Annotated in this window: 23 protein-coding genes and 1 tRNA gene; 9 read left to right on the forward strand and 15 right to left on the reverse strand. The window is 65.8% G+C overall.

Annotated features, from left to right (window positions below; translation table 11 throughout):
- Positions 1 to 99 precede the first annotated feature (99 nt).
- From def to ABR323_RS11645, 4 genes are all read left to right on the forward strand, one after another.
- Positions 100 to 612 (forward strand): peptide deformylase, encoded by a 513-nt coding sequence (def, locus tag ABR323_RS11630; protein WP_135275248.1) that lies wholly within the window; start codon positions 100 to 102, stop codon positions 610 to 612.
- Between the two features lie 121 nt (positions 613 to 733).
- Positions 734 to 1,657: a methionyl-tRNA formyltransferase gene (gene fmt, locus ABR323_RS11635; RefSeq protein ID WP_439449403.1), complete on the forward strand. Its 924-nt coding sequence runs from the start codon at positions 734 to 736 to the stop codon at positions 1,655 to 1,657.
- Between the two features lie 3 nt (positions 1,658 to 1,660).
- A complete protein-coding gene (rsmB, locus tag ABR323_RS11640) occupies positions 1,661 to 2,992 on the forward strand; it encodes a 16S rRNA (cytosine(967)-C(5))-methyltransferase RsmB (RefSeq protein ID WP_439449404.1) in 1,332 nt (443 codons plus the stop codon).
- 22 nt (positions 2,993 to 3,014) lie between these two features.
- Positions 3,015 to 4,736 (forward strand): ArnT family glycosyltransferase, encoded by a 1,722-nt coding sequence (locus tag ABR323_RS11645; protein ID WP_439449405.1) that lies wholly within the window; start codon positions 3,015 to 3,017, stop codon positions 4,734 to 4,736.
- An 18-nt stretch (positions 4,737 to 4,754) separates the two neighbouring features.
- Here ABR323_RS11645 and ABR323_RS11650 read toward each other — a convergent pair whose 3' ends face one another.
- Both ABR323_RS11650 and ABR323_RS11655 read right to left on the reverse strand, forming a co-directional pair.
- Positions 4,755 to 5,876, reverse strand: coding sequence for a glycosyltransferase family 4 protein (locus ABR323_RS11650; RefSeq protein ID WP_439449406.1), 1,122 nt, complete (start codon positions 5,874 to 5,876; stop codon positions 4,755 to 4,757).
- Positions 5,877 to 5,919: 43 nt separating this feature from the next.
- The gene (locus ABR323_RS11655) at positions 5,920 to 6,738 is read right to left on the reverse strand and encodes a glycosyltransferase family 2 protein (protein WP_439449407.1); all 819 of its coding nucleotides are present in this window, start codon (positions 6,736 to 6,738) and stop codon (positions 5,920 to 5,922) included.
- Between ABR323_RS11655 and ABR323_RS11660 the strand changes: the two genes are divergently transcribed.
- Positions 6,737 to 7,795, forward strand: coding sequence for a CDP-glycerol glycerophosphotransferase family protein (locus ABR323_RS11660; RefSeq protein WP_439449408.1), 1,059 nt, complete (start codon positions 6,737 to 6,739; stop codon positions 7,793 to 7,795). The two genes, ABR323_RS11655 and ABR323_RS11660, sit on opposite strands and share 2 nt — an antisense overlap.
- Positions 7,796 to 7,950: 155 nt before the next feature.
- On the opposite strand, the gene ABR323_RS11665 is transcribed toward ABR323_RS11660, so the two are convergent.
- From ABR323_RS11665 to ABR323_RS11680, 4 genes are all read right to left on the reverse strand, one after another.
- Positions 7,951 to 9,489, reverse strand: coding sequence for a PH domain-containing protein (locus ABR323_RS11665; protein ID WP_439449409.1), 1,539 nt, complete (start codon positions 9,487 to 9,489; stop codon positions 7,951 to 7,953).
- Positions 9,486 to 9,986 carry a PH domain-containing protein gene (locus ABR323_RS11670; RefSeq protein WP_439449410.1) on the reverse strand — a complete coding sequence of 167 codons (501 nt, stop codon included), beginning with the start codon at positions 9,984 to 9,986 and terminating at the stop codon, positions 9,486 to 9,488. Before ABR323_RS11670 ends, ABR323_RS11665 begins: the two co-directional genes overlap by 4 nt.
- Before the next feature lie 75 nt (positions 9,987 to 10,061).
- Positions 10,062 to 11,195 carry a GTP cyclohydrolase II RibA gene (ribA, locus tag ABR323_RS11675; RefSeq protein ID WP_439449411.1) on the reverse strand — a complete coding sequence of 378 codons (1,134 nt, stop codon included), beginning with the start codon at positions 11,193 to 11,195 and terminating at the stop codon, positions 10,062 to 10,064.
- Between the two features lie 75 nt (positions 11,196 to 11,270).
- On the reverse strand, positions 11,271 to 12,191 hold the full coding sequence (locus ABR323_RS11680; RefSeq protein ID WP_135275238.1) for a lauroyl acyltransferase: 921 nt from the start codon (positions 12,189 to 12,191) through the stop codon (positions 11,271 to 11,273).
- Between the two features lie 61 nt (positions 12,192 to 12,252).
- Between ABR323_RS11680 and dtd the strand changes: the two genes are divergently transcribed.
- The 3 genes from dtd (at position 12,253) to ABR323_RS11695 (ending at position 14,911) form a co-directional block, all read left to right on the forward strand.
- Positions 12,253 to 12,693: a D-aminoacyl-tRNA deacylase gene (gene dtd, locus ABR323_RS11685; protein ID WP_135275237.1), complete on the forward strand. Its 441-nt coding sequence runs from the start codon at positions 12,253 to 12,255 to the stop codon at positions 12,691 to 12,693.
- 91 nt (positions 12,694 to 12,784) lie between these two features.
- Complete coding sequence (gene rpoD, locus ABR323_RS11690; RefSeq protein ID WP_135275236.1) at positions 12,785 to 14,641, forward strand: RNA polymerase sigma factor RpoD; 1,857 nt, start codon at positions 12,785 to 12,787, stop codon at positions 14,639 to 14,641.
- Positions 14,642 to 14,835: 194 nt separating this feature from the next.
- Positions 14,836 to 14,911 (forward strand) — tRNA-Ile (locus ABR323_RS11695).
- 69 nt (positions 14,912 to 14,980) lie between these two features.
- Here ABR323_RS11695 and ABR323_RS11700 read toward each other — a convergent pair.
- From ABR323_RS11700 to ABR323_RS11725, 6 genes are all read right to left on the reverse strand, one after another.
- The gene (locus ABR323_RS11700) at positions 14,981 to 16,168 is read right to left on the reverse strand and encodes a site-specific integrase (protein ID WP_439449412.1); all 1,188 of its coding nucleotides are present in this window, start codon (positions 16,166 to 16,168) and stop codon (positions 14,981 to 14,983) included.
- Positions 16,168 to 16,386: a hypothetical protein gene (locus ABR323_RS11705; protein WP_439449413.1), complete on the reverse strand. Its 219-nt coding sequence runs from the start codon at positions 16,384 to 16,386 to the stop codon at positions 16,168 to 16,170. Before ABR323_RS11705 ends, ABR323_RS11700 begins: the two co-directional genes overlap by 1 nt.
- Before the next feature lie 271 nt (positions 16,387 to 16,657).
- Positions 16,658 to 17,197, reverse strand: a complete 540-nt coding sequence (locus ABR323_RS11710; RefSeq protein ID WP_439449414.1) for a hypothetical protein — start codon at positions 17,195 to 17,197, stop codon at positions 16,658 to 16,660.
- An 85-nt stretch (positions 17,198 to 17,282) separates the two neighbouring features.
- Positions 17,283 to 19,973 carry a toprim domain-containing protein gene (locus ABR323_RS11715; protein ID WP_439449415.1) on the reverse strand — a complete coding sequence of 897 codons (2,691 nt, stop codon included), beginning with the start codon at positions 19,971 to 19,973 and terminating at the stop codon, positions 17,283 to 17,285.
- A gap of 311 nt (positions 19,974 to 20,284) precedes the next feature.
- Positions 20,285 to 20,626 carry an ogr/Delta-like zinc finger family protein gene (locus tag ABR323_RS11720; RefSeq protein WP_439449416.1) on the reverse strand — a complete coding sequence of 114 codons (342 nt, stop codon included), beginning with the start codon at positions 20,624 to 20,626 and terminating at the stop codon, positions 20,285 to 20,287.
- Positions 20,623 to 20,949: a DNA-binding protein gene (locus tag ABR323_RS11725; RefSeq protein ID WP_439449417.1), complete on the reverse strand. Its 327-nt coding sequence runs from the start codon at positions 20,947 to 20,949 to the stop codon at positions 20,623 to 20,625. Before ABR323_RS11725 ends, ABR323_RS11720 begins: the two co-directional genes overlap by 4 nt.
- A 67-nt stretch (positions 20,950 to 21,016) precedes the next feature.
- Here ABR323_RS11725 and ABR323_RS11730 point away from each other — a divergent pair, with 67 nt between their 5' ends.
- Positions 21,017 to 21,448, forward strand: coding sequence for a helix-turn-helix domain-containing protein (locus tag ABR323_RS11730; protein WP_439449418.1), 432 nt, complete (start codon positions 21,017 to 21,019; stop codon positions 21,446 to 21,448).
- A gap of 394 nt (positions 21,449 to 21,842) precedes the next feature.
- On the opposite strand, the gene ABR323_RS11735 is transcribed toward ABR323_RS11730, so the two are convergent.
- The 3 genes from ABR323_RS11735 to ABR323_RS11745 all read right to left on the reverse strand — a co-directional run.
- Positions 21,843 to 22,862, reverse strand: a complete 1,020-nt coding sequence (locus ABR323_RS11735; protein ID WP_439449419.1) for a phage late control D family protein — start codon at positions 22,860 to 22,862, stop codon at positions 21,843 to 21,845.
- Positions 22,859 to 23,257 (reverse strand): phage tail protein, encoded by a 399-nt coding sequence (locus ABR323_RS11740; RefSeq protein ID WP_439449420.1) that lies wholly within the window; start codon positions 23,255 to 23,257, stop codon positions 22,859 to 22,861. Before ABR323_RS11740 ends, ABR323_RS11735 begins: the two co-directional genes overlap by 4 nt.
- A gap of 11 nt (positions 23,258 to 23,268) precedes the next feature.
- Positions 23,269 to 25,449 (reverse strand): phage tail tape measure protein (locus ABR323_RS11745; RefSeq protein WP_439449421.1); only part of this gene is annotated, 2,181 nt, incomplete at its 5' end.

A 25,449-nucleotide genomic window follows, 5' to 3' on the forward strand; every position in this document is an offset into this window, starting at 1 on the left:
GTCCGCGCACTATAGTCCAGAAACCGGGGCGCAAGGCAAGCGTTGGAGCTAGAATCTGCGACGTATGCCGGCGTGCCGGCCCCCAATCCGGAAACTGCCATGGCTCTTCTCCCCATCCTCGAGTTCCCCGATCCGCGCCTGCGTACCAAGGCTGCGTTGATCGAAGCCGCCGAAGTCACCACGCCGGCCTTCCAGGAACTGATCGACAACATGTTCCTGACCATGTACGACGCCCCGGGCATCGGCCTGGCCGCCACCCAGGTGGACGTGCACAAACGCTTCATGGTCATCGACGTCAGCGAAGAAAAGAATGAACCGCATGTGTTCATCAACCCGGAAATCGTCGCCAAGGACGGGGGCCGTGTGTACCAGGAAGGCTGCCTGTCCGTGCCGGGCATCTTCGCCGACGTGACCCGCGCCGACACCATCACCGTGAAGTACCTGGACCGCAACGGCCAGCAACAGGAACTGGAGGCCGGTGAAGTGCTGGCCACCTGCATCCAGCACGAGATGGACCACCTGGACGGCAAGCTGTTCATCGACTATCTGTCGCCGCTCAAGCGCGAGATGGTCCGCAAGAAGCTGGCCAAGCAGCGCAAGCACGTGGCGTGATCGCCAATCCGGGTCGCCCTTCGGGTGGCCCGTGCCTGCGCGGCACGCGCGGGCTGTACGGCGCCGCCCGACGGCGCCGTTTTTCTTTTCTGCACGAATCCATCCTGCAAGTGGGGTAGCCATGAGGATTGTCTTTGCCGGTACGCCGGAATTCGCGGTGTCGTCGCTGCGCGCGGCCGCGCGCCATCACGAGGTCGTCGCTGTCTACACCCAGCCTGATCGCCCCGCCGGCCGTGGCCGTGGCCTGGCCCCGTCGCCGGTCAAGCTTGAAGCCGTGGCCCGCGGCATTCCGGTCTACCAGCCGGAGTCGCTGAAGGACGAAGCGGCCCAGCAACAGCTGCGCGACCTGCAGCCGGACCTGATGGTGGTGGTGGCCTATGGCCTGATCCTGCCCAAGGCGGTGCTGGCCATTCCGACCCATGGTTGCTGGAACGTGCATGCCTCGCTGCTGCCGCGCTGGCGCGGTGCCGCACCGATCCAGCGTGCGATCCAGGCCGGCGACACCAAGACCGGCGTGTGCCTGATGCAGATGGAGGCCGGCCTGGACACCGGCCCGGTGCTGCTGCACCAGGAGCTGCCGATTGCCGCCACCGATACCGGTGGGCAGTTGCACGACAAGCTGGCCGAACTGGGTGCGCAGGTGCTGTCCGATGGGCTGGGCCTGCTGCGCGCGGGCATCAAGCCGGTGGCGCGCCCGCAGCCGGAGCAGGGGGTGACCTACGCGCACAAGCTGGACAAGACCGAAGCCCGTTTGGACTGGTCGCAGGATGCAGGGGCGCTGGCACGCACCGTGCGCGCCTTCAATCCGTGGCCGATCGCCGAGGCGACCCTCGCCGGCGAGCGCGTGCGCATCCATGGCGCGGTGGCGCTGGATGAGGCCCACGGCCAGGCGCCGGGCACGGTGCTGGCGGCCAGCCGCGATGGCATCGACATCGCCTGTGGCCAGGGCGCACTACGCCTGCGTGTGCTGCAGCGTGAGGGTGGCAAGGCGATTACCGCCGCCGACTACCTCAACGCCCGTCGCGACCTGCGCGTGGGAGCGTAAGCGGTGTCGAAGCAGAACGATTTCTCCGTCGCCAAGGCGGCACCGGGCGCAGCCACGCGCATGCTGGCCGCACGTGTGCTGGCCCAGGTGTTCACCCGTGGGCGCTCGCTGAAGGCCGAACTGGCCTGGGCGCTGCCGAAGCTGGCTGACAGTCGCGACCGTGCATTGCTGGAAGCGCTGTGTTTCGCGGTCCTGCGACGCCGCAGCACCTATGACGCTGCCCTGCAGGGCTGGATGCAGAAGCCGCTGTCGGCGCGTGACGCCGACCTGCGTACGCTGCTGATGGTCGGGTTCGCCCAGTTGGATGTGCTGGAGCTGCCGGCGCACGCGGCGTTGTCGGCCACGGTCGATGCCGCGCGTGCTCTGGGCCGTGAGCGCCAGGCGGGCCTGGTCAACGCGATCCTGCGTCGGGCGCAGCGCGAAGGTTTCCCGGAACAGCCGGCGCGCGATGCCTTCCCGGAATGGCTGGCCGATGCGGTTGAACGCGATTGGCCGGAACAGGCCGAGACGATCTTCAGCGCCAGCCTGCAACCGGCGCCACTGTGGCTGCGCGCCAACCGCCAGCAGGGTGGCCGCGACAAGGCGCTGGCCGCGCTGACCGAGGCCGGCATCGCCGCCGAAGCCAGCGCGCTCAGCGTAGATGCGCTGCGGCTGGTGGTTCCCGTTGCGGTGAACCAGCTGCCGGGGTTCGCCGAAGGTGCACTGTCGGTGCAGGACCTGTCGGCGCAGTGTGCGGCCGATGCTCTGGCACCGGCGTCTGGCACGCGCGTGCTGGATGCCTGCGCGGCGCCCGGCGGCAAGTCCGCGCACCTGCTCGAGCGCGATCCGAGCCTGCGCCTGCTGGCACTGGACATCGATGCCCGCCGCCTGGCGCGCGCACGCGATACCTACATCCGCACCGGCGTGGGTGAGCACGTACAGACCCTGGCCGCCGATGCCAGTGACCCCGGGTCATGGTGGGATGGCGTGCCCTTCGACGCGATCCTGCTGGATGCGCCGTGTTCGGCCACGGGCGTGATCCGCCGTCAGCCGGATGTGATGTTCCACCGCCGCGCCGAGGACATCGACGCGCTGGTCGGCGTGCAGGCGCGCTTGCTGGAAGCCTGCTGGTCGATGTTGCGTCCAGGCGGCGTGCTGCTGTACGCCACCTGTTCGATCCTGCGTGCCGAGAACATCGATCAGGTCCGGGCATTCCTGAAGTGGCATCCGGACGCGATGGCGCAGCCACTCGATGACACCTTCGGCGTGGATTGCGAAGGTGTGGCGCGGCAGAGACTGCCGGGTGAAAACGATGCTGACGGTTTCTTCTACGCGCGTCTGTTAAAAGCAGCCTGACCCCGCTGCCGCTTCGAGGCCCATGCTGAAATCCCCCGCGTCACGCCAGACCGGGTTGTTCGTGGTGACGGCGCTGCTGGTGCTCGGGGCCGGGCTGGGCCTTCGCGATCCGTGGCCTTCTGACGAGCCGCGCTTCGCGCTTGTGGCCAGGCAGATGGTTGACAGTGGCCACTGGCTGTTTCCGCTGCGTGGCACCGAGCTGTATTCGGACAAGCCACCGATGCTGATGTGGTGGCAGGCCGCGCTTTACGGCCTGGTCGGGCACTGGCGGGTGGCCTTCCTGCTGCCCTCGCTGCTGGCTGCGCTGGGCACGCTGTGGTGTGTGGTCGACCTGGGCCGGCGCCTGTGGACGCGGCAGGTCGGGCTGTATGCGGGCTGGACGCTGCTGTTCGCGCTGCACTTCACCTTCCAGGCCAAGAAGGCGCAGATCGATCCGTTGCTGGTGCTGTTCATCACCCTGGCCAACTATGGATTGCTGCGCCACCTGCTGCTGGGCCCTGCCTGGCGCTGGTGGTGGCTGGGCTGGTTCTTCGCTGGTCTCGGCGTGATCACCAAGGGCGTGGGCATGCTCGCGCTGATGATGATCGTGCCAGCGGCGATCGCCTCGGCGCTGCACTGGCCAAGGGTGCGACTGCATGTGCATGGCGGCCGCTTCTGGCTGGCACCATTGGCATTCCTGCTGGCGCTGTCGCTGTGGCTGGTACCGATGCTGCTGACGGGTCTGGCGACAGGTTCGGACCAGTACCGCGCCTACATGGAAGACATCCTGTTCCGGCAGACGGCACAGCGCTATACGCAATCCTGGGACCATCACCAACCGTGGTGGTACTTCCTCGGGGTCATGCCGGCGATGTGGATCCCCGCCTTCCTGCTGCTGCCCTGGGCGGTTCCGGCCTGGTGCCGGCGGCTGCGCCGCCGCGACCCGCGCTACCTGCTGCCGCTGGCCTGGTGGCTGCTGGTCGTGCTGTTCTTCTCGATTCCCCATGGCAAGCGCGACGTCTACATCCTGCCGGCCCTGCCGATGTTCTGCCTGGCGCTGGCACCGTTGCTGCCGGGCTTGCTGAGGCGGCGTGATGTACAGGGCGTGCTGGCGGTATTCACCGGATTGCTGGCGACGGCGCTGGCCGTGGTCGGCGCGCTGGCGCTGCTGGGTGATCCGGGCTTCGAAGTGCGCCTGACCCATGGACGAGGCCTGGCACCTGGTGGCACCGATGCGCTGGCATGGGCGGCGTTGGCGATGGGGATCTGGGCGGCCCTGAGCCTGGGGGTGTGTGGTCGCCGTCGCCGCCATTACGCCCTGGTCTCGACCCTGGCCGCGGTGTGGGTGCTGTACGCCGTGGTGGGCTATCCGGTGCTGAATGATTCCAGTTCGGCCCGTGGCCTGATGCGCGACGTCAGCGCACGCATCGGCCCGCAGGCCGAACTTGGATTGGTGGCATGGAAGGAACAGAACCTGTTGATGGCCGATCGCCCGGCGGCGACCTTTGGTTTCGAGAACCGTTGGCATGAACAACTGCAGGATGCCGTTCGCTGGCAGCGGCTGGTGCCGCAGCGACGCTGGTTGCTGGTGAACGAGGATGCGATGCAGGCATGCATTGATCGATCGCGCGCAGAGATGGCAGGTATCTCCAATCGGCGCCGCTGGTGGCTGGTTCCAGCGACGGCGATCATGGGGCCATGCAGGCCATCGGTGACGGAACTCGAGCGGGAGCGTCGTCTGCAGGGGCCCGTCGCTGCCGAATGAGTGCGACGGTGCCGGCGCTCAGTTCCCGGCCAGCGCCGTCTGGTAGCTGGCCAGCGTGGCGTCGGCGAACGTCTGCAGGCCGAACTCGCGCTGTGCGTGGCGGCGCGCCGCCCGACCGTGTTCCGGCAGCGTCGCGCGCTGTGCGTACAACGTCTGCAGCTGTGCGGCGATGGCATCAATGTCGCGGGTGGCAACAACCCAGCCATCGACATCCTGTTCAATGTTCTCCGGCAGGCCCGCGTAGTCGCTGACCAGCATCGGCTTGCCACTGGCCATCATTTCGCGGCAGGCGAAGGAAATCGTCTCGACATCGTGGGACAGCACGAAGCCGACATCGCCGGCGGCGATCAACTCGCGGGTATCGGCCAGCAGGCCAGTGAAGTGCACCTGCGCAGCAGCCTCGCCCAGCGCCTGCACCTGTTCGCGCTGCTGCGCGCTGGGCAGATGGCCGGCCACCGCCATATGCACGTGCGGGCGGACCGCATCGGGCAGGCGCGCGATGGCCCGGGCCAGATCGATCCAGCCCTTGTAGTCGTCGGTGCCGGCATTGCTGACCAGCACCAGTGCCTGTGGGTCCTGCGTCCATTGCTGGCGCAGCGCGTGGCCGCTTCCGGCAGGCAGCGGCGAATAGCGCTCCAGATCGACACCGTTGCGGACCACATCGATCGGACAGCGCCGGTAGGGCCCGCGTTGCAGCAGGCGCTTGGTGTCGGCCGATACCGCGATCACGCGGTCGGTGGCCCAGCGCGCGCGAAGCACATTGCCGAAAGTGTTGGTTGGCTTGCTGTTGTGCTTGGTCAGCAGGATCGGTGGGCGGCGCATGCCGAGCAGGCCCTGCATCACGAAGCGATGATCGCGCGCACCGTTGACGTGGACCAGGTCGATGCCTTCCTGGCGGACCAGCCGGCGCAGCGCGCGTTGTTCGGCCAGCTGCTGCGGCAGGGTCGGTACGCCGCTGCCGAAATCCATCGGCAACGCGGTGGCGATGCCTTCTTCGGTCACGGTGCGCATCAGGCGGCTGTCGGCGGGGGCTGCGACATGGAGCGTGTGCCGGCCATGCAGCGCACGTGCCAGCGAGACAATGTACGTGGTATGACCGCCACCGTCGCCGTAGTGGAAGTTGGTGTACAGGATTTTCATGGGGGGCCTTCAGCCAACGCGCGGGCAGTGTGACACAGCACGCTCAGGAGCGTTCCACCGGCGGCGCCGGGTCGGCCACCGCCTGCCCATTGCCCAGCATCCACAGCATGATGGTCTTCTGCCGCACGTAGTTGGCGCGCACGTAGGCATACACCAGGCCATGCCAGCCATCGCGGAAGCCACCACGGAACACGAAGCCGCGCCAGAACCGCCAGGCGGGCGCCAGCACCAGCTTGCCCAGGGTGGCCCGCTTGCCTCGCGCGAATTCGTGCTCGGCCATCATCCGCGCGTACTTCTCGGTCTTGGCCAGCTGCTGCTGAAGCGAGCGGTAGGGGTAGTGGATCAGATCGCCATGCAGGGTAGCGACGCTTCCATCGACGCTGGCCGCCTCGTGGATCTCGCGCTTGCCACGCCAGCCACCGTGGCGGCGGTCGAACAGGCGCATCACCCGGTCCGGGTAGGCGTTGCCATGGCGCAGGAACTTGCCGAAGTACTCCGAGAGGCGGGCGAACCGGTAGCCGGCATGACCGGCAAAACCACCCTGGCGGGCCTGTTCGATGGAGGCGTGCAGCGCCGGGCTGATGCGTTCATCGGCGTCCAGGCACAACACCCAGTCGTGGCTCGCCTGTTCGACACAGAACGCCTTCTGGCTGCGGAAGCCCTCGAACGTGCGCTGCAGCACGCGGGCGCCAGCGGACTCGGCGATGGCCACGGTGGCGTCGGTGGAATACGAGTCCACCACGATGATCTCATCGCAGAAGGCCAGCGAGGCCAGGCAGTCGCCGATGCGGCCGGCCTCGTTGAACGCGATAATGCACGCCGAGATGCGAGGCCGTTCGTTGGGAGCGGTCGTGGAGGACATGATGGCCGGGTACCTGTTGTTTGCGACGGAGCGCTATGCGCTGCCTATTCTCGCCCCGTTGGCGCAGGCCTTGCACGCCTCCGGGCAGGAGGTGGCCGCCTGGTTCGAGGGCGGCGCGGCCGGCAGCAGCCTGCCGGGAGTGCCCAACATCGGCCTGAAGCAGGCCCTGGCGATGCGCCCGCGTGCGGTATTCAGCGCCGCCAACTGGGTGCCGACCTTCCTGTCCGGGGCCAAGGTGCAGCTGTTCCATGGCTTCAACGTGGAGAAGCGTGACAGCGCGCGCGGCCACTTCCGGGTGCGCGGCATGTTCGACCTGTACTGCACCCAGGGGCCGGCCACCACTGCACCGTTCCGCGAGATCGCCGCCCAGCAGGGCCATTTCGCGGTGGCCGAGACCGGTTGGCCGAAGCTGGACCCGCTGTTCCGCGACGATGGTGGCGAGAGTGCCGCGCTGCGTGCACCGGCCGGCGGGCGTCCGGTCATCCTGTTCGGCTCGACGTTCACCGAGCGCCTGAGCGCGGCCCCGCACCTGCTGGAGCCGATCGCCGCGGACATCGCCGCCGGTGAGCGCTACTGGCTGCTGACCCTGCACCCGAAGTGCCCGCCGGAGCTGTTCGAACGCTACCGCGCGCTGGCCGGTGCCAATGCGTGCTTCATCGAGCCGGAGCAGGTGATGGCCGCGCAGCGCGCGGCCGACGTGCTGGTCTCGGATACCTCATCGATCGTCTCGGAGTTCATCGTCCAGCACAAGCCGGTGGTGACCTTCCGCAACCGCGTGCCGAAGCCGCACATGATTGATTTCGACGATGCTGCACAGCTGCCGGCGATGCTGCAGCGTGCGCTGCACCCGGATGCCACCCTGCAGGCGGAAATCATGCGCTATGCCGATGCCATCCACCCGTACCGTGATGGCCGTTCCAGCGAGCGGGTGATCGCCGCGACCGAGGATTTCCTGTCAGGCGAGATGGGCGCGCTGCGGCGCAAGCCGTTCGGCACCTGGTTGCGTGATCTGCAGATCCGCAAGGACCTGGGCTACTGGGGCCCGTCGCAGCGGTAAGCCGAGCATCGGCTCGGCTACAGTAGATCCACGCCATGCGTGGATGCGCGAGCCCGCTTGCAGTAGTGCCGGCCGCTGGCCGGCAACCTCGGGGTGTCTGCGATTGCCGGCCAGCGGCCGGCACTACCTGTTCACGGCCGGGATCCGACCCCGCATCACCAGCGCAGTTTGCGCCGTGCCAGCGCTGCCGCCAGCTGTTCCATCACCTGCTGCGCCTGCGCGCGCGGCAGGTGGTGGAGAGTCAGTGCCACGTCGCCATGTGCGCCGGCGGTATCCAGCTGCAGGCTGCTGGTGCCCAGCAGCTTGTCCAGGGGCGAACGCTGCAGGCGCAGGCCCTGCACCTTGTCCAGCTCGGCCCAGCGCCACCAGCGCTTCCACCAGCCGCCGCGCACCGCGACGTAGTGATCGTCCAGGTACCAACCCATGCGTGCCATCTGCCGGTGCGCGACCAGCAGGGCCACCGGCAACCAGGCCAATATCACCAGCCCCCATGGCCCCCAGCGCCAGTACCCGGCTGCAGCCAGCAGAGGCACCAGCAGCAGCGCGCCCAGGCACAGCCGCCACCAGCCACGCTGGGGAATGGCGTGCCACTGCAGTGGCGGCCATTGCAACTGTGGCAGCAGGTGCTGCACCAGCTGCTCGCAACGCGCATTTGACGCCAGCGGTGCCAGTTCGCGCAGGGCACGGTCCTCATCGCGCGCGGGCCCACCAGCGGCGCTGTCGATGCGCAGCTGGCGCAGGCCGAACCAGCGATGCAGGGTGCTTTCGCGCAGCGTCCAGGCCTGGATGCGGCGTCGCGCCACGCTGCTGCGGGTGCGGCTGAGCAGGCCGGCCGACACGGTCAGGCGGCGCTCCTGCTCACTGAGGGTGAAGCCGTGGTAGCGCAGCAGGGTCAGCACCACCGACAGCGCACGCAGCGCCAGCCAGCCCAGCAACAGCGCCGCGGCCAGCAGCAGGAAGGCGCCGGCCACGCCGGGATGCAGGTGGCTGGCATAGCCGAAGGCCTCGCGGCCGCCGCGCTGCAGGGCATCGTCCATCACCGGTCGCGGCACGGTCTGGAACAGAACACCGAACGCGGCGATCGCCAGCGCCCAGCCGCGGTTGGAGAGCAGGCCCATGCGCACCACGTCCCAGCTCGACATGCGCAGCAGCACACGCTCACTGTCGGTGTCGAGCACCTGCCCGGAAGTGACCGCGTCGGCGGCCTGCGGCGCTTGTCCGCGCTGGCGCACCAGCCGTTCCAGGGCCAATGCCTGGTCCAGCTTCAGCACCCGCATCTCGGCTTCCGGGCGCACGCCGCCGGCCGATTCGAGGCGCAGCTCGGCCACACCGAACAGGCGATGCAGCGGATTCTGCCTCACCTCAACGTTGTGGATGCGGGCGAACGGGATCTCGCGCCGGTTGCGTGCCAGCAGGCCGCTGCGCACGGTGATCGCATCGTTGCCAATGCGGTAGCGGTAGCTGAGGTACTGCAGCACCGACACCAGCACCAGCACGGCAATTGCCGACAGCGGGATGAGTTGCGCCCACATCGGATCGCGGTCGCTACGCTGGCCGAACACCAGCAGCGCTACCAGCGGCAGGAAGTAGTGGCGCAGCTGCATCATCAGCACGAACAGCCACGACCACGGGTGCAGGCGATGATCCTCGCCACCATTGGGCAGCGACGCAGGCAGGGGCGGCGGCTGGCTCACAGGGCGTCGGCGTCCTGGTCGAGCTGGTGCGAGAGGGTGTCGCGCAGGCGCTCGGCATCGGCTTGGTCCAGGCCGCTCACGGTGACCGCGCTCATGCGGGTGCCGGCGGTGTGCACGATCAGCGTGGCCAACCCGGCACGGCGTTCCAGCGGGCCGCGGCGCAGGTCCAGGTGCTGTACGCGCGAAATGGGAATGCGGGTTTCCAGCTGCCACATCAGATCGCGGCGCAGGCCCAGCCCCTGGGCATCCAAGCGCCAGCGGGTGCGGGTCAGGCGCCGGCGGCCAAGCCAGGCGCCGAAAACGATACCCACCAGCAGCCCCACCACGGCGCCCCACAGGCCGGCAGGAAGATCGAAGAACCACCAGGCTGCTGCCAGCGGAACGCCCGGCACGAACAGACCGCCGAATGCTCCTGCCAGCGCTGCCAGGCGCGCGGCGCGTGGTGGCAGCGCCTGCCAGTCAGAGGTGAGCGGTGCAGGAATCGAGGCTTCGGTCACGCGGGCTCCGTCAGGCAGCAGTACAGGCGATGGCGGCGACGGCCGCACCGCGCAGACGGTAGCAGGTCGGCCGTATTACTGGGCAGCCTGGATCAGCGCGTCCACATCGAGCATGTGACCGGCGCGGTCGGCCTTGGTACGCAGGTAGTGTTCGTTCTCGGCGGTGATCTCGCCAGTAACCGGGATGCAGTCCAGCACCTCGATGCCGGCGTTGCGCAGGCGCTGCGCCTTGGTCGGGTTGTTGCTGAGCAGGGCCACGCGCGAAATGCCCAGGCCGCGCAGCATCGCCACCGCGCTGCCGTAGCGGCGCTCGTCGGCGCCGAAGCCCAGCTGTGCGTCGGCGTCGATGGTGTCCAGGCCGTCGTGCTGGTAGCCGTAGGCGCGCATCTTGGCGGCGATGCCGGTGCCGCGTCCTTCCTGGTCCAGGTAGAGCAGCACGCCGCCGCCCAGTTCCTTCAGCTTGCGCAGGCCACGCCGCAGCTGGTCGCCGCAGTCGCACTTGAGCGAACCGAACAGGTCGCCGGTCAGGCACGAGGAGTGCACGCGTACCGGCACCACGGCCGACAGGTCCGGTTCGCCGACGATGATCGCGACCTGGTCACGCTGGGCCACACCGCCGCGGAACACGGCGAAGGTGGTCATGCCGACGTCGCGCAGCGGCACCGGCGAGCGCGCCACCAGTTCGTAGTCGTGGGCGGCATGTGCTGCGCCCTCCGCCAGGTCGCACAGGGCCACGTCGGCGGCGCCGTCGAACGTGTTGTCATCGGCGTCCAGACGTACCGCCACCATGGCCGGCAGCAGCAGGCCAAGGCGGGCCAGTTCCACTGCGCCGGCATCGAAGGCGTCACCGGCGCTCCAGCCGTCCGGCATCGGGCCCGGCTCGCGCAGGTAGCCCAGCGAGGGCAGGGCATCGAAGGCGACACCGGCCAGCGGCAGTCGCGCACCTTCCGGTGCCTCCACGCCGAGTACGCGGGCGCGGGTAGCGGTCAGGAACAGGTAGTGGCGTTCCCGCGCGGCACTGGCAAAGGCCGCGAAACTGCTGGCCGTGGCGCTGTCCAGCGCGATCACCGCCAGGCGCTGGCCCTGGCCATCATGGAGCAGCACCGGGCGACCGGCGCGAAGTTCGGCCACCGCGCGCTCGCAGCGGATCGCGGCCGGATCACCGAACAGGGAAGAAGCAGACATGGCAGGACCGGGGGAGGCAGACATCGGTGTCTCTATGGGGGCGCCAGCGTCGTATTCAACATGCTGCGGCGGTCTGTCGCAGGCCGGCGGGAGCGGCTTTCAGTGCGGATGTTCTTCGGTCGCATACGGGTCTTCCTCGTCGCTGCCCGGTGGTCGCAGGGTATAGCGCTTGTAGGTCCACTGGTACTGCGCCGGGTCGCGGCGGGCGATCTGCTCGATGCCGGCGTTGAGCGCGGTGGCGGCCACCTGCGGGTCCGGGTCGGCCACGCTCGGGTCGGTCGGCTCGATGTGCAGGGCGAACTCCATGTCCGGGCCGATCCGCTCGCACCAGCCATACAACACGGTGGCGCCGGTGCGCTCGGCCAGGCGGTTGACCAGGGTCATGGTCAATGCCTGCACGCCGAAGAACGGCACGAACACGCCATCGCCGGCCTTGGGCTGCTGGTCGGGCAGGATGCCGGTGGCTCCGCCGTCCTTGAGCACCTTGAACAGCTGGCGCACGGCCGGGCCCTCGGCCCGCACCTGCTGCACGTTCTGTCCACCCCGGACCAGCTGCAGGAAAGCGTCGCTGGCCTCGTCCTCCGGTGGCTTGTAGACAATGGCGATCTGCCCGCGTGAGGCCAGCCACTGGTTCAACAGCTCCCAGTTGCCGAAGTGCGGCGCAGCCACGATCACCCCCTTGCCACTGGCCAGCGCTGCGTCGTACAGGGCTTCGCCATGGCGCTCTTTCAGGTGCAGGCGCAGGTTGTCGGCGGGTTCCTGGCTCCACAGGCGCAGGGTCTCGATGGCCTGCAGGGCGGTGGAGCGCAGCAGCTCGCGGTGCAGCTGGTCGCGCGCTGTGCGGCCCAGCTCTGGATAGGCCAGCTCCAGGTTGCGCCGGGTGACGCGGCTTTCGCGGGCGTTGAGCGTGATCCACGCCCACGCCAGGGCGCGCGCGACTCCCCGCAGCAGCGGCCAGGGCAGGCGGGCGAACAGGGTGGTGGCGCGGTAGACCAGCCGGGCTTTGCGTTGCGGATTCATCGGCGCCAGTTTAGCCAAGGGCGCTGCTATCGTGGCCGGCCCGTTCATTGGAAGCCCACAGATGCTCGTCCTGATCCAACGTGTCAGCCAGGCCGCCGTCCATGTCGATGACGAAGCCGTGGGGCAGATCGGCCCTGGCCTGCTGGCGCTGGTAGGGATGGAGCCGGGCGATACCGAAGCCCAGCTGCAGCGGATGGCCGAGCGCCTGCTGGGCTACCGGGTGTTCGCCGACGATGCCGGAAAAATGAACCGGTCGCTGCGCGATACCGGGGGCGGCCTGCTGCTGGTAAGCCAGTTCACCCTGGCCGCGGATACCCGTTCCGGCATGCGGCCAAGCTTCACCACGGCCGCACCGCCGGACGAGGCTGAACGCGGGTTCAATCGATTTGTCGAGATCTGCCGTGAAAATCACGCGCCAGGGGTGGAAACGGGCCAATTCGGTGCCCATATGGTCGTCAGCCTGGTCAATGACGGTCCTGTGACCTTCCTTCTCCGGCCCTGAGCCTGCGGGACCACCGCCCGGCAGGCGGGGCCCCGGGCTGGTATAATGCTACGTTCCCTATTTCCTACCCTGCCGGTGGCGCGAGCACTACATGGCCAACGAACGTCCTGCCCAATCCGAAATCAAGCAACTGATCAGCAAGGGCCTGGAACAGGGCTACCTGACCTACGCCGAAGTCAATGACCATCTGCCGGACGACATGGTCGACCCGGAACAGATCGAAGACATCATCGGCATGATCAACGGCATGGGCATTGATGTCCATGAAGTTGCGCCGGATGTGGAAACCCTGCTTCTCAACGATGGCAACACGGGCAACCGTGAGGTCGACGACACGGCGGCTGAAGAAGCTGCCGCCGCACTGAGCGCGCTCGATACCGAAGGTGGCCGTACCACCGACCCGGTGCGCATGTACATGCGCGAAATGGGCACCGTCGAGCTGCTGACCCGCGAAGGCGAAATCGCCATCGCCAAGCGCATCGAGGAAGGCCTTTCGCAGGTGCAGGCCGCACTGGGCCAGTTCCCGGTGTCGGTCGAATCGCTGCTGACCGATTACGAAGCCCACAAGGAAGGCAAGAAGCGCCTGGCCGAAGTGATCGTCGGCTTCAACGACCTGGCTGACGAAGTGGCTGCCCCGGCCGCACCCGCCGCCTCTGACGACGGCGACGATGCCGACGCCGATGGCGACGAGGAAGAGGACGGTGATGTCGAGGGTGGCGATGAAGAAGCCGCACCGACCGGTCCGGACCCGGAGGAGGTCGCCGCGCGCATGCAGGCGCTGAGCGATGCCTTCACTGCTTTCAAGAAGGCTGTGGCCAAGGGCGACAAGAAGAACCTGCTGAAGCTCCGTGAGGAGATGTCGGCGGTGTTCGTCACCCTGAAGCTGCCGTTGCCGCTGACCGACGTGCTGACCAAGCAGCTGCGCGACACCATGGCCGGCATCAAGGCCCATGAGCGCCGCGTGCTGAACCTGGCTACGGTCACCGCACGCATGCCGCGCAAGGATTTCATCCGTTCCTGGGAAGGCAACCAGACCAACCTGGAGTGGGTGGAAGACGCACTGAAGCGCAAGCAGAAGTGGTCTTCGGCCCTGCGTGAAGTGAAGGACCAGATCATTGCCGAACAGCAGGCGACGATCGACATCGAGAAGCTGACCCAGCTGGATCTGGAAGATCTGAAGGAAATCAGCCGTGCCATGGCCTATGGCGAAGCCAAGGCGCGCAAGGCCAAGAAGGAAATGGTCGAGGCCAACCTGCGCCTGGTCATCTCGATTGCCAAGAAGTACACCAATCGTGGCCTGCAGTTCCTTGATCTGATCCAGGAAGGCAACATTGGCCTGATGAAGGCCGTGGACAAGTTCGAGTACCGCCGCGGCTATAAGTTCTCCACGTATGCGACCTGGTGGATCCGCCAGGCCATCACCCGCTCGATTGCCGACCAGGCGCGCACCATCCGTATTCCGGTGCACATGATCGAGACGATCAACAAGTTGAACCGCATTTCCCGCCAGATGCTCCAGCAGTACGGCCGCGAGGCTACGCCGGAGGAGCTGGCCAAGGAAATGGACATGCCGGAAGACAAGATCCGCAAGGTGATGAAGATCGCCAAGGAGCCGATCTCGATGGAAACCCCGATCGGCGACGACGAGGATTCCCATCTGGGCGACTTCATCGAGGACACCAACGTGGAGTCCCCGATCGAGAACACCACCAACATCAACTTGTCTGAAACCGTGCGCGACGTGCTGGCCGGCCTCACCCCGAGGGAAGCCAAGGTGCTGCGCATGCGCTTCGGCATCGACATGAACACCGACCACACCCTCGAGGAAGTCGGCAAGCAGTTCGATGTGACCCGCGAGCGCATCCGCCAGATCGAAGCGAAGGCCCTGCGCAAGCTGCGTCACCCGAGCCGCTCGGAGCAGCTGCGCAGCTTCCTGGATATCGATTGATTTCCAGCGGCTGTTGAAGCGTTGAGAGAAACCCCGCCTGGTGCGGGGTTTTTCTTTCTTGGGTGGCCTCTGCTTTGCCGGCTCCTCAGTAGCGCCGAGCCATGCTCGGCTGCCGTTCGCGATGACGTATCTGGCAGATTGTCTCAACGAGTAGCCGATCGAGCGCGGCCTCCACTACACTGTGACGCTGCGCCGGGCCTATAGCTCAACGGTTAGAGCAGGGGACTCATAATCCCTTGGTTTCAGGTTCGAATCCTGATGGGCCCACCATAAAAAACAGGCACTTAGGCTTCTGCCCAAGTGCCTTTTTTGTGTCGCCGGGAAAATTGCCGGGAAAATTCAGCGCTTGCGCGGTGGTTTCACGACTGGCACGTCGTGATCGTAGCGGCCCGTCGTGGTCGGTGATTTGTGCCCGGCCGCGTCCTGCTTGTCGCCACGGTTGCCTTCGGTGTCGGTAATGCCCCGGTGCTTGAGACCGTGCATCGAGAACCGCTCGTCTTCCTCAATCACTCCCTCGCTCATTGCCATGCGAATGAAGCGTTGCCAGGCACTGGACATTGAAGACCGGGCGATGGGGTTGCCTGTCTGTTCCACCAAGAGGAAGCGCTGCTCCGGCCTGATGGGCACAGGGAAGTTGCGACCCTTGCGGTTCCAGATCGCGTTACGTCGAGTGACCAGCGCCTCCCATGCCTCGATCATTTCCTCGTTCCATTCCGTGACTGATGCGCGCGATCCCTTCCGCCGTTCGCCGTGTACGCCCTGGTCCAGGCGGTGGGCGTCGGTAAGGGTGCAGACTTCGATGCCGCGCAGACGCGCACTGAAGGCCAGCACCATCGCCGGGGCGATGTATGCCGGGCAGCTGCCCTTTGTATGAGGGCGCCGGGCGCCACGCTCACGCGCGAAGGCAAGCACCTTCGCGAAAGCATCTGGGCTTGGCATCTTGTGCTCGCGTGCTTCCTTCGCCTGTCTGACGCCTTGTGCTGGGTTGCTCTTGCAGTAGCCGTGCCGGACTCCCCACGCCAAGGTGCGGCGCAGGTAGCGGAACTGGTGGTTGGCCTTGCTAGGGAATGCCGGCAGTGCGGGCTGAGTCTTAGTGGCCGGTCGTCCCCTGGCGAATACCTCCACCAGCCGCTGCACCACCGGTGTGGTGATCCTGTCCACCTGCATGCGCCCAAATGGGGTGCCGCACTTGCGCACATAGTTGGCCAGGCTATCGGCGTATCGCTTGTAGTCGTCCTGGGTGTCCAGTGAGAGTTCCTTGAACTCGCTGGATTCGTGGAATCGGTCGAACAGATAGCGAACTGTCCCGCGCTGTTGGCCGGTGGTCAGTGATTCCACGATGGCATGTAGCTCCGACAATCGCGCAGTCGCGTGGGCGACCGTGCGCTTGACGCGACGGCCGCCCTCCGCGTGATCCTCAAGCACGTACCAACGGTTGTCGTGCCAGTAGATCCCTTGCGGCAGCGCGTCCTGCTCGATGTGCCCCGGAATGTCGGGGTTGAACTTCCTCTTTCTGCCGCGTGCCATCAGATGTTGTCCTCTTCCCTTACGTCTTCGTGCTGCGGGTCGATCAACCCCAGCGCCGAGTTCACTGCGTCGAGGGTCGTCCAGATCCCACCTTGACGGTCGTACTTGTAGCGGATGCCTTCCCTGTCTGCCCAGCGGCGGACGGTGACGGCCCTTGGGGAAGGGCCGTCGGGAGCGCAGATCCGCTGCAGGTCTGTGAAGTGCAGGATCTGCGCCATGCTCAAGCTCTCCCTGCGGCGAACAATTTCATCTGTAACACGTTGCTCGGCAAAGGTTCCTCCACCGCCGCGGCAGTCGGCTGCAGGCCATGCTGTTTGTACCAATGCGCCCACGCGATATTGAACGACGGGTGCTTTGCGGTGGTGCTGCAACGGCATTCGATGATGTGGCCGCCGCCTGCGCTCTCGCGGCGCAGATCATGGATGTAGCGGACAGGGTGGCGACCCGGGCAAGTGAAAAGCACGCGAGGTGGCGCTTTCTGAACCTGTGTCATGCAGCCCCCAGACCCTTACGAGCGTAAAGCGCCGTCGCGGAGCAGCCGGGCGTCGTGCGGTACGCATACAGCGTCGCCGGTTGCACCTTCCGGATGAAGTAGCCCACACCGGTGGCTTCCTCCAACCACCCACCAAACGCATCAGGCCGCAGGACGCAGGCGGCTTCCAATTGAGCCAGCTTGTCAGCCAGGGTCAACCTCGACACGTAGTGGGCGACCACTTCAATTTCTCCGCATTCAGTGTCGAATACCTTGCCGATGTAGTTCTCTGCCGCAGATTCGATGAGCCTACGTGCAAAGGCAGAGCCGGGGGCGGATGAAGCTAGCGCTTTAGCAATGGCTGCGATGTCCGCACCTTTGCCGTAGGGGCTGATGCCGGCGAGGATGCTGCCAGCGGCGTGAGGCGGGCCGTTGCTCTCGAACTCAGCGGCTGGGAACCGGTTATGCACACCCGTGATAGCCTCTGCTCCGGGACCGGTGCTGGAATCCAGCGACTTTGCAAGGATGGTCATGGCTTCGCCTGTCACCTGTTGCATGGTTCTCTCCTGAACTTCGTTGGTGGATGGCCTTGGGGGCGGTGTTGGCGCACTCCCCGCCAGGCCTTTACTGTTGCCACGGCCCTTACTTCTGGAACACCCAGCACTTCACGGTGCTGCTGAGCATTGGGGTGGACCGGATCGCGCTGTTCACGGCGGTATTGGCGCTGACAAACTTGTGGCGCTTCGACTCGACCAGCAGCCGGCGCAGATCGCCGATGTCAGGCGCCTGCTGGCCGAAGTGGCCGGCCTTCTGAATGAACTCGTTGAGGTTGATGGCGATTCGGTTCTTGTCGCGCGAATGGTTCAGCACCGTTCGCTTGTCGCCACAGGCCTGCATCTCGATGTACTCGAACGCATCCCAGAACTCAGAAACGATGCGATGATCGGCGCCGATAGCGTCTTGGCGCTCCGTGGCCATCTTGGCCAGGGCGTCCCGTGTATCGCGCACCATGTTTTCTGGCAGGTTCACCACCAGTCGCAGTGCATCGAGCAGCGCGAGCATCTGTGCATGGTTCTTGATGATGCGCTCGACACGCAGTTCCTTTTCCTCGCGCAACCTGGCTTCGTAGAGCCGCACGCGCTCTGCGAATTTCTCCATCACGGCGGTTTCCGCCTTGAGCGCGGCCAGCAGGAAGTAACTCAGTTTCTCGACCGGAAGTGCATTGAGGTTGTCGGCGGCCTGTCGACTCTCGGTCGTTGCGGTTGGCTTCTTGAAATGCAGCTTGACGATGCGTGTCAGGATCGCCTCGCTGCCATCCACCGGCGCATTCTGGCTGATGACGATGGTTCCTTGGAATGGCGGCTCGTAGGTCTCGTTGCCGCCGTTGCGCACGCCTCGCGTGGCCAGGGTGCCACCGCCGTAGTAATCCTTCAGTTCGTCCCACTCGAACGATTTGGCGTGCGCCTTGTCGTTGCTATCGCTGCGGTCGCCTTCAAGCAACACGATGGGCATGCCGGAAATCTGCCCCATGGCGCGGGCGCGGCCAGCCTTGGTGGACTTGGCAGGGTCGAAGCCCTCATGGTCGGCGCGAGCCAGCAGCTTCCAGAGGAAGTTGAGCAGTGTGGTCTTGCCAGCGCCGGCCTCGCCCGTGGCTTCCAGGAACGGGAAGGATTTATGCGTACTGCGGATCTGGTTGGCGAACAGCGAGCCGAACCAGAACGTCAGGGCCACAACACCATGCGTGCCGAAGCACATCCACAGCCACTCAAGCCACTGGCTGGTGTACTGATCATGGTCACGCTGAATGTCCATCCGGATCGACCGCTGCGTGGTCTTGATGCGTAGCTTGTTGAACTCGAAGTAGTCCTCGGCGTTTGCGAGGGTCACCTCGCCGGCACGCACTGCAAGGTCGGGGAAGATGTAGGCCTTGTGGTCGGGGCTGTAGCCGACGAAATCGACCGTATCGACCTTTTTGATGTTGAACAGCTGATCTTCCATCATCCGGTCCAGCTGCTGGCCGCTGCCGCTGAACACGGCACCCTGCGCGAGGCTGATGATTCGCTTCTTGAACTCGGTTGCGCTGGCCACCTGTGCGCCGGTGAAGGTTCCCTTGACCGACGGAGCGTCGTGGGGGAAGTCCACGCGGAAGTAGTACCAGCTTTCGTCGGTCGCTTCGTGGCGCTGGAAATAGAGGGCTTCGGGATAGCAATTGGCTATCTGCTGCACCGATGCACAGGCACGTTGGATCTTGGCTTCGGCTCCTTCGCTGACCGCGCTCTCCTCATCGTCGGGGTTCTTCTCCCGCATCATCTTGTCGAAGCGCACAGCGTCGAAATCGAACCAGAACAGGCGCGAGGCGAACTCGATGTAGAACTCGGTTTTCTGCTCGCGCTGGTACATGACCAGCCCCTTGTCTACCGCCGTGCGCGCCATGAGTACGGCGCCGTTGTGGCGTGCCAGGTCGAGGTCGGCCTGCCACTGTGCGTCGCCGTCCTCAGCCGCTTGCGCGCGCAGGTGCAGATCGTTCCAGTCGGTCTTCTTCTCGCCCACCTGCTCGATCTGGGCGGCCAAACACTGATAGCCCAGCTTCTCGGCACGGCGGGCGTGCTTGATCGTGTAGGTGCGAGCACCCAGTTCATTGTCCAACCCCCACACCAGCACCGGCAGATCGTTGGGGCGCGCGGCTTTCAGTTCCCTGAGGGACAGTTCGGGATAGGCGTTGCTCGACATAGCGGCAACCGCGCAGACGCCACGCTGCAGTAGCGCGATGGCGTCGAAGATTCCCTCCACGATCCACACCTCGCGGGTGGTGCGCAGTTGGTCCAGTGTTGCTGCTCCCCACCACACCCCGGCGTAGCTTTCGCCGGGCGCAAAGCGGGCCTTCTGTTTGCCGAAGCGGTGCGGGCGGTCGATCAGCCGCTCCCACCAGCCTCCTTTATTCAGCGGAAATCGCACGGTGGCTGTGCCTTCGCGCTTCGTGCGGTCGTAGTAGCTCTCCTGCGTGTACAGTCCGCGCAAAGCGGTCACGTTGAATCCGCGGCCGGTGGCCAGGTATGCGTCGGCAGCTGCATGCGGTGCCTGCGGTGTCTGCGGGTTGCTCTTGGAGTAGTCGTCGAACAGGTCGTCGTAGAGGTCGCGTACGCGCACCTCTTGGCCGCACTTGGCCTGTCGGCCGCAGCGCAGCACCCACGGCTTCTGGTAGCTGGTGTAGAGCTCCCTCTTGCCGCAGTGCGGGCACCTGCCCCCGCGCATGTACCCGGTACCAATGCGGTGCTTGAGGCCATAGTCGCGCTCGACGCGTGACAGTACCTGTTGACGGATTTCTTCTTGCATGGCGCCTCAGCCTTCGTTCGCCGTGTGCGCGGCGGTGCAGTGGTGTTGCATGGTTTCTCCTGACCAACCGCAGCGGCGTTGGCGCGTTGTCGGGGCCGGGTAGGGCGCGAAGGTCGGCAGCGTCGGGCTGCTTCTGCGCATATGGCACGCATTTGACACGCATTGGCGAGGTGACAAAGCTCGGCTCCATTGCCAAGGACCAGCCGTCAAATTGAGTGTTGTGGCGCATCACAGGCGCATCACAGGCGCAGCACTCCCTTGCTGGCGTCATAGGGCGCCAGGTCAGTAAATTTTGGAAGGGGAAAGGTAGATCAGGCGGAGGGCTGGTCGCCGTCGGGTGGATGGGATTCGACTGCGTCAATCCAGTTGGTCTGCAGGCCGCCCCGGTCCTGATTCCAGCGCGACTGCAGCATCGTCCGTTGGTAGCCAGGTGTCGGCGGCAGCTCGCAGGCAGGAGCGTTGGGGAGGCCGCTGGGGCTGGCCACGTGGGTTAGTTCCGTGCTTCCGGTGTAGGTGGCACCACACATGGGGTTCGGGCAGACGTAGGCGTCAGTACGGAGAAACGGGTGTTGCAACGCACTGGTGCGCTTCACCAGCCGGGCATTGCAGGCGGGGCAGCAGAACACAGCGCGCTGTCCGACTGCGGCACTCATGCTTTACCCCATGCCTTCTTCGCCTTTGTGGCGGCCGTCTTCTTAACCGGGGCTTTGCCGGTGGTGTGCTTGGCCGTGCAAACGCGGGTGGAAAAGAGCAAATCTGTGTGAGAATCAGGGGCGGATTTCATGCCGAGAGCGACAGCAGCATCGTGGGTCTTGCCTATCCGGCACTTGCTTGTGCTGCGCAGGGCATTGTTCACGGCGTTTCGGTCCAACCCGTGCCTTTCCGCGAAGGCGGTTACGGAGAGACCGTTGTCGATGAGCCACTGTCGGGCTTGTCCGGCAGTGCGTAGCGCAGTGGTACGTCGTCTGGCGTTCATTCCGTTTCCGTTGTGTATTTCTAAGCGGAATGTTGGTGAAGTTAACTGCACCTGTCAAGGGGGTTGCGTGTCTCTGGGTATTCGCCTGAAGGAAGAACGGAAGCGGCTGGGTCTGACCCAGGAGGCCATGGGACTGGCCTGCGGTGTCTCCAAGCGCACACAGATCCTGTTCGAGCAAGACGCACACGTGCCCGGTGGCGCGTACTTCGTTGCAGCCGATGAACTCGGCATGGATGTGACATATGTGCTGGTCGGCCGGCATGTTCGCCTGGACGAGGCCGATGCGGATCTGCTCGATGCCTGGCGCACTGCGTCGGCTTCGGCACGGGCGGCAGTGATGGCAGCGTTGCGTGGTGTTGCGGCAGCAACGACGGCGGCTTCGCCCCGTACCTCCTTCGAGAACACCAGCATCGGCCAGCAGATCAGTGGCGATGTGGATCTGCGTGGGCAAACCGTTCTCGTAAAGCCGGCGAAGCGCATAACGAAACGGAAAGACTGAACTTACTGAACTAATGCTCTGCCCAGTGCTTAATCGCGCGCACGATGCGCCGGGATGGCGTGGAACAGGGTGCTAAAGGAAATGAGTTGCAGTGAGGTGAAGTGTGTTGCAGCGAAGTGCGGTTGTAATGATCAGACCGTGTTCAAGGATGCAGTGATCGGACAAGTATTCACGGGCGACGTGCAGATTCAGTGCCCGCACGCGGAGCATCGCTGCTCCGCACATGCCGCAACAGAAAGGGCGCCCACGGAAACGGGGCGCCCTTTGTCCACCGCTTTGGTCGCGCTGGCAATCTGGCAGGCAACCTACCCGGCCCCTAGCGGTGAAGCCGCTTGCGGCTCGACACTCCTCCACGCTGCGCTGTTCCTGATCGCAGGTGCGGCCATGCGCTACCTCAAGCCGAAGGTTCTGCGCTGGCTTCGCCGCCTCGTTCAAGTTCTAAGGCGGTAACGAAACCACCGCTGGCGTCGATGGTGTGCGTGGCTTTGGCCACCAGCCAGTCAGTGCCATCAATTTCGGGCTTGAAGCCACTGACGTTAACCGTCTGCTCCGGGTAGATATCGGCGCGTCCAACGGCGAGCCGGTAGCTCAGCTGTGCGGAACCTCGGTCCAGTCGCTTGAACTCGGCCTCGGCGTGCTGCTGCGCTTCCGGCGCCGTGGCATAGGTCGGCTGCAGCTTCTTTTCGTTGTCGGCCGTGCCCACCAGCACGTCTGCGCGGTGGGCCGACTTGCGGTCGCCCCAGTAGGCGCGCACGCCGGTGAACTTCTCGCGGTCGGCGACGCTGTAGCGGTGCTGGTCACCCGATGCACGGGTGATCTGCACGCCTGGCAGTGGTTGGCCGCTGGCCGTGGTGCCTGCGCCGATGGGCGCGAAGATCAGCGTTCCGGCCTTCACCGTGGCCACGGCATCGAAGCGCTTGCCGAGCCGCGTCAGCAGGTTGATATCGCTCTCGTTGGCTTGGTCGAGGTGTGGAATCAGCACGCCCGCCAGATCCGCGGTTACGGATGCGCGCAGCGAATGTTCGCCCGCAATGGCGCCGAGAATGTCGCCCAGGGTGGTGTTGTGCCAGCTGCGTTCGCGTCGGCGGCGAACTGCTCCCGTCAGGTCGGCCGAACGCGCGCGAATCGTGATGATGTCGGGCGAGCCGCTGTGTTCTACGTCATCGACCTTGAAGGTGCCCTTGTCGAACAGGCCGCTACCTTCATAGCCGATGGCTACCTGCAGCGTAACGCCCCGGCCTGGCAGGGCCAGCCTGCCGTCGTGGTCGTGCACGCGCAGATCGACTTGGTCGGCTTCGTCGCCGCGGCTTTCGGTCAGCGACAGATCGAGCAGGCGCGGGGCCAGCCGCTCGGTCAGATCCACGCCGTCGAGGACAACCCGCCACGCGGGGATCGGGTACGGGCTGGCCCTCATGCGATGACCTCGCTTGCGCCGTCATCGTCGCGTTCCAGCTGCATCTGGAAGTCGATCAGGCGCGGCGTGCCGTCGCTGAACAGCTCGCGTCGCGTCTCGCTGAGGCTGGTCAGCAGGTAGGCGCCGTAGACGCGGCCCGTGCCCTCTACCAGCGCCTGCGGCTTGCCCTGGTCGGCCAGCTCGCGCAGCGTGTCCAGCACCTGCAGGTCGGTGGCCAGCTCGCCGGCGATGGTGCCCTGCAGGCTGATGGTGTCATCGCCCGGCCCGACATACTGCCGGGCTGCACGGGCGCCCACGCGGTCGCTGCTGGCGTGGCGCCAGGTCATCTGGCGCTGCAGGTCGCCGTAAGCGGCAGTGGAAAGGGAAAACACGAATGTGCCCCAGGTCATCATCATGGTGGTGATCCTCAGTCGCTGAGCCGGGCACCGCGTCGGGTGGCCTTGTCGCGCTCGATCTGTTCAATGGCCTGCCGCACCAGAGCCGTGATTTCGCGGGAGTCAGCGCCGGCTGGCGGGTGGATGTTGATGGTGTAGCTGGAAGGGCCTGTGCCGCCCGCTGAGGCCTGCGCAGCAGCCGGGGTAACCACCGGGGCAGCTGCGGCCATGAGGGGCAGCGCAGCGGCGCCCAGCGCGAATCCGGCCGATGCCTGACGCAACCTGTCGCGGCTGGCCGTGGCGCGTGCGGTGTCGGTGTTGTTGCCTTGACGCGCAATGCGCTGCTCGCGCAGCTGGTCCAGTCGGGTCGGCCCGGCAGCGTTGTCGGCCGCGGTGCGCTGCATGCGCTGGGTCATGCCGGTGCTGATCTGGGTCAGGTGCTCGCCGCCAACCGCTGCTGTACGCAGGCGGTCACGGCTGGCGGTGGCACGATCGGTGTCAGCATCGGCCCCATTCCTTGCGATGCGGCGTTGCCGCAGTTCATCAAGACGGCTGGCTGACTCGGCAGGGCCACCGACGCCCGCCTGCTGCAGGCGCTCGCCCATGCCCGCACCGGCCTGTGTGATGCGGTCGCCAACGCTGGTGACCTGCTGTAGTGGCTCACCCTGGCTGCGGTCGATGCCGCCGGCCAGGCCCTGCATGGTGAAGTCGCCGAACTCTGCGAACACACGCGATGGGCTGTGGATGCCCAGCAGACCCTTGAAGCGATCCATCACGCCCGAGGCGATGCTGGCCACCGCATCCATCGCTGCACTGCCGCTGGAGATGATGCCGGTGACCAGGCCCTGCACCATGTCGATGCCAGCCTGCATCATCCTTGCTGGCCAGCCGAGCAGGATCTGATTGGCGCCGTCCCACATCGCTGTCAGGCCCAACCGGATCTTGTCCCCGTTGAGGGTGAACAGGCCGACGATCAACTGCCATGCGCCCTGCAGGTAGGTCCACGCGCCGCCGACGGCGTTCTGGATGATCGGCAGCATGAAGGTGAACGCTTTCACCAGCCAGCCGACAGCGACGACGGCCATGCGCAGATTTACGGTCAGCACCTGGCCCAGCACCTGACCGAAACCACGGCCGGCAGTGGTGGCGCCCTGCAGCTGCTCGCTGGTGGCCTTGAAGGGGGTGAGCAGCTTCTGCACCCACGCCCAGGCTTTGCCCATGGCATCTGACACCTGCGCCCACACCGGCCCCAGCGGTTCCAGCGCGGTCATCAGCTCGGCCATGATCGGGTTGACCACGTCCACCACGCCCTGCCACACGCCGATCATGAACGCCTTGATCGGCTCCCAGTATTTCCACACCAGCGCGGCGACCACCGCCACAGCGGCGCCAATGGCCAGCACCGGCAGGCTGATGCCGCCGAGCATCGGTAGCAGCATGCGGCCGACATTGAGCAGCATGGGGAAGGCCCGGCCACCCAGCGACAGCACCTGGCCAACCAGTCGGCCGATGCCCCCGCCACCGCTGAGCAGCATCACACCTTTGTGGATCTGTGCCAGCGCCATGGCACCCACGCCGCCAGCAACCAGCAAGCCGCCTAGCGCGGTAGCCAGGGCGGTACCGCCGATGGCCAGCTTGGCGATGGTGGCCACCAGCTGCGGGTTCTTCGTCACCCATTCGGCCATCCGGTCGGCGACCTTGGCCACGCGCGAGGCCAGCTCCTTGACTGTCGGCAACAGGGTTTTGCCCAGGCGCTGGGAAAGCACGGTGGCGCTGTTCTTGAGCAGAATCAAACTGTTTTCTGCCGTACCCGACCGCGCGGCATACTCGGCGTTCATCGAACCGCCGTACTTCTGCGCATCGGCGACCTTGCCGAAGTTCTTCTTCAACAGATCGAGGTCGGTCAGCAGCGGTGCAATCGCACCGATCGACTCGCGGCCGAACAGCTGCGTCATCGTCGCCGCCTGCTCGGCCTTGGGTAGCTTCCTGAGCTTCTCCAGCACGTCGAGGATGGCGCCACCGGCATCCTTCTGCATGGCCTGCGCCAGGTCACTGGTGCTGAGGCCCAGCTTCTTGAACGATTCCACCTGTCGCTTCGTGGCCGCATCGCCCGAGGACAGCGTAAGCAGCATGTTCTTGATGCCGGTGGCCGACACTTCCGATTCGATGCCCATGCCGGCGACGGTGGCGCCCAGCGCGGCCAGCGGGCCGCT

The organism is Stenotrophomonas sp. ATs4 (assembly GCF_051861585.1).
GTDB classification, from domain to species: Bacteria; Pseudomonadota; Gammaproteobacteria; order Xanthomonadales; family Xanthomonadaceae; genus Stenotrophomonas; species Stenotrophomonas maltophilia_AS.